The sequence below is a fragment of the Legionella sp. km772 genome (genome assembly GCF_003989735.1).
Lineage (GTDB): Bacteria > Pseudomonadota > Gammaproteobacteria > Legionellales > Legionellaceae > Legionella.
In genome coordinates this window covers 1-2,998 of record NZ_RZGQ01000264.1, presented here as the reverse complement: position 1 = coordinate 2,998, position 2,998 = coordinate 1, and the positions used below count along the sequence as shown (strand labels likewise).

The window sequence follows — 2,998 nt, the reverse complement described above, 5'->3', positions numbered from 1 at the left end:
ACTCATTTAAATCACTTTGCTATTAAGTACAAATTGATTCTTAGAGCGAACCAGATTGCTTGGCAGGAGCTTAAAAATATGGCAGCTTAAAATTGACCGTGCGTAACATGAGTAAAATAATGCCAATAAAAAATAAAAGTATTTATTAGCCCATTATTGAGATATCCACAATTTCTGTGGATATCTCTGTGAATAGTCAGTAAAAAAGAATTAACTAGGTTTTAGGCGAAGTGGGGATAAGCACTAGAATCAAAAAAATATAGGTTTTATTTGAGGATTTAGGGTTTGATTAAAATAAGTATAAAAATCATGGCGCTTCTTATGTGCTTGTCTCAATGCAAGGAAGACTGATTCTAGATCAGTGGCTTGTTTTAATTGTTGGGTTTCATCCCAAGGATTATATAGCAATAAAGCGAGTTCTTGCCAACTCGCTTGGGCCTCGTTGAGAGGGGTGGCTTGGGGGGGATATAAATATTCCGGCAGAGGTATGCCTAATAGCGAGTGAATTTTTTTGCTAATGATTGCGACCGCAGCATACTTAGCCTCTAAACTATGGCCTGCAATATGAGGAGTACAAAGAATGGCTCGATCAATTATTTTTCGATCAATACGCGGCTCATTTAAATAAACATCGCTACAATATTGCACACTGGAGGATAATAAAGCTTCCTCATTGACAATTCCTCCGCGTGAAGCATTAATAATAATACAATGCGGTTGTAGTTGTTCTAAAAAAATATTATCAATAAGATTATAACTGGGGTGGGGATGTGATTCATGGAGTTCGGCGTGAATACATAAAACATCACAACGATAGAGTTGCTCCAGGGTGCAAGTCTTGAAGCTAGGGTGCATTAGGGCTTTTAACGGGTCATAGCAATAAATATCAAAGCCTGCCGCTCTTAGGCGGGGGACGAGTGTTGAACCAACATGGCCATGGCCAATAACTCCAAGCTTTAAGCCTTTAATACGGTTCATTTTATCGAGTAAAGCTAGACAGCTGATTACATAATCTGCCACTGAGGTAGCATTGCATCCCTTTGCATTTAAAGAAAGAATATTTTGGCTTTTTAAATAGCTCAGATCCAAATTATCACTGCCGCTACTGGCGGTGGCCACGACGGATAACTTATGGCTCATTAACAAGCGTTTATTCACTTGTAAATTTGCGCGGCAAAGCAAAATGTCTTGAGCAGGAAGCAAGTTTTCAAGCTCTTTTTGATTCGCGTATAAACTTAAATGAAAAGGAGGAGGAAAGGCTTCATGTAACCCAGGAAGCGATGCATCGGCAAGAATTTTCATAAATGATAAATGAATGAAAGTAGCGATAATGCGCCATTAATTAAGGGATCTAAAAGGTAGCCTAGGATTCCAGTGAATGCTAATAAGCTTAAAATTATAAAGCCATAGGGTTCAGCTGCTACATATAGGAGTGCTTGTTTTGGTGGTAGGAAACTTAGGAGAACTCTACTACCGTCTAGGGGGGGTATAGGAATTAAATTTAGAAAGGCCAAAATAAGGTTAATAATAATTCCGGCGCGTGCGGTCATCAAAAGAAAAAGTGCGACCATAGAGGATTCGGGATGAGTGAGGGAGGCAATTTTAAAAACACCTGCCCATATAAAAGCCATTAGAATATTCGCTAGAGGTCCTGCGCAGGCGACTAAAATCATGTCGCGTTTAGGATTGCCAAGTTGATTCCAGTTAATGGGCACGGGTTTGGCATAGCCAAATAAAAAGGAAAAATTAGTTAAAACCCCAATTACTAAAGGTAAGATAATGGTACCGATAAGATCAATATGAGGTATTGGATTAAGAGTTAGACGCCCAAACATCTTCGCCGTATTGTCCCCGCAACAATAGGCGACATAACCATGAGCCACCTCATGTAGGGTAATCGCTAATAATATCGGTAAAGCCCAAATACATATTTGTTGAATTACAGTAAATTCTGGCATTGATTATATGACCAATCGGATGAATAAAGCATTTTAACGAATACTTAAGCTGATGAACAGCCGTATTCTTCTTTAGTCAATTAATTATAGCTAGATAGTATTGTATACTAGATTAGTTTTATAAGGCATTATGTATAAATTTGATATTGGAATTAAAAATGACACAATTTGAGCGTTTTTTTTCGGTAATGAAGAAGCCATGGGTAATCTCAATCTATATTGTACTTGTAATTTTATCGTATAAGTTTTTAGATAAACCCATCGCTATTTATTTCCATAGTTTGGACTATAGAAGTTATGCCCATATTCTTCATGTATTAACTACATTAGGAAAATGGAAAATCTATTTTATAGTGTTCATCATTGGCGGTTTATTTTTTCGTTACATCAAAAAAAATGAAATTTATGAACAGCGAGCTTGGTTTTTATTAGCTTGTGTTTTATTAGCCAATATCGTGGGATTTGTAATAAAAATAACGGTAAGCCGCTCTCGCCCAGATCTCTTTTTTGATGGTAATTATTTTGGCTTTTATTGGTTTAAATTTAATGACTTATTTTGGTCTTTTCCTTCAGGACATTCCATTACAGTAGCGGCTTTAGCAGCAGGTTTAGGGGCTTTATTCCCGCGTTATTTTTATGCTTTTCTAGGATTAGCCTTAATAGTGATTTCAACTCGGGTATTTTTATATTTTCATTATTTAAGTGATGTGATGGTTGGTTTTTATTTATGTACTTTGGTAGTTGGTTTTTTTACGGAAAGCCTTAAAAAACATCATTATTTGGCAGAGATTACCTAAGTTTCAAGAACTAAGGTTGGCGCAAGAATCCATCCAACCTTAGCTAGTTGGAGAGTGTTGTACTAACTAAATTACAGGGAGTAATAATGTCTATAGAAACGGAATTAAAAGACCTTGTAGAAACCTTAGCTAGGTCCGGGGATCTGGAACAAAATTCAGGAAAAATAAGAGCTATTCCCGGTTTGTTAGTTCATTCACCTTACTCTCAGAATGGCTTATCCACAAGTCCATAGGCCAGGAGAG

The 2,998-nt window shown here is 36.9% G+C and carries 4 protein-coding genes; 2 read left to right on the top strand and 2 right to left on the bottom strand.

All coding sequences use genetic code 11. From position 1 onward, the window contains the following. Positions 1–249: 249 nt before the first annotated feature. Both ELY15_RS14945 and ELY15_RS14940 read right to left on the bottom strand, forming a co-directional pair. Positions 250–1,302 carry an NAD(P)-dependent oxidoreductase gene (locus tag ELY15_RS14945; protein ID WP_127101419.1) on the bottom strand — a complete coding sequence of 351 codons (1,053 nt, stop codon included), beginning with the start codon at positions 1,300–1,302 and terminating at the stop codon, positions 250–252. Then, the gene (locus ELY15_RS14940) at positions 1,299–1,958 is read right to left on the bottom strand and encodes a site-2 protease family protein (protein WP_127101417.1); all 660 of its coding nucleotides are present in this window, start codon (positions 1,956–1,958) and stop codon (positions 1,299–1,301) included. Before ELY15_RS14940 ends, ELY15_RS14945 begins: the two co-directional genes overlap by 4 nt. A gap of 158 nt (positions 1,959–2,116) precedes the next feature. On the opposite strand from ELY15_RS14940, the gene ELY15_RS14935 reads away from it, so the two are divergent. Both ELY15_RS14935 and ELY15_RS16295 read left to right on the top strand, forming a co-directional pair. Further along, entirely contained in the window at positions 2,117–2,755 is a 639-nt protein-coding gene (locus ELY15_RS14935) for a phosphatase PAP2 family protein (protein WP_127101415.1), read from the top strand. An 86-nt stretch (positions 2,756–2,841) separates the two neighbouring features. Further along, positions 2,842–2,988 carry a hypothetical protein gene (locus ELY15_RS16295; RefSeq protein WP_158617514.1) on the top strand — a complete coding sequence of 49 codons (147 nt, stop codon included), beginning with the start codon at positions 2,842–2,844 and terminating at the stop codon, positions 2,986–2,988. The last annotated feature ends 10 nt before the right edge of the window (positions 2,989–2,998 follow it).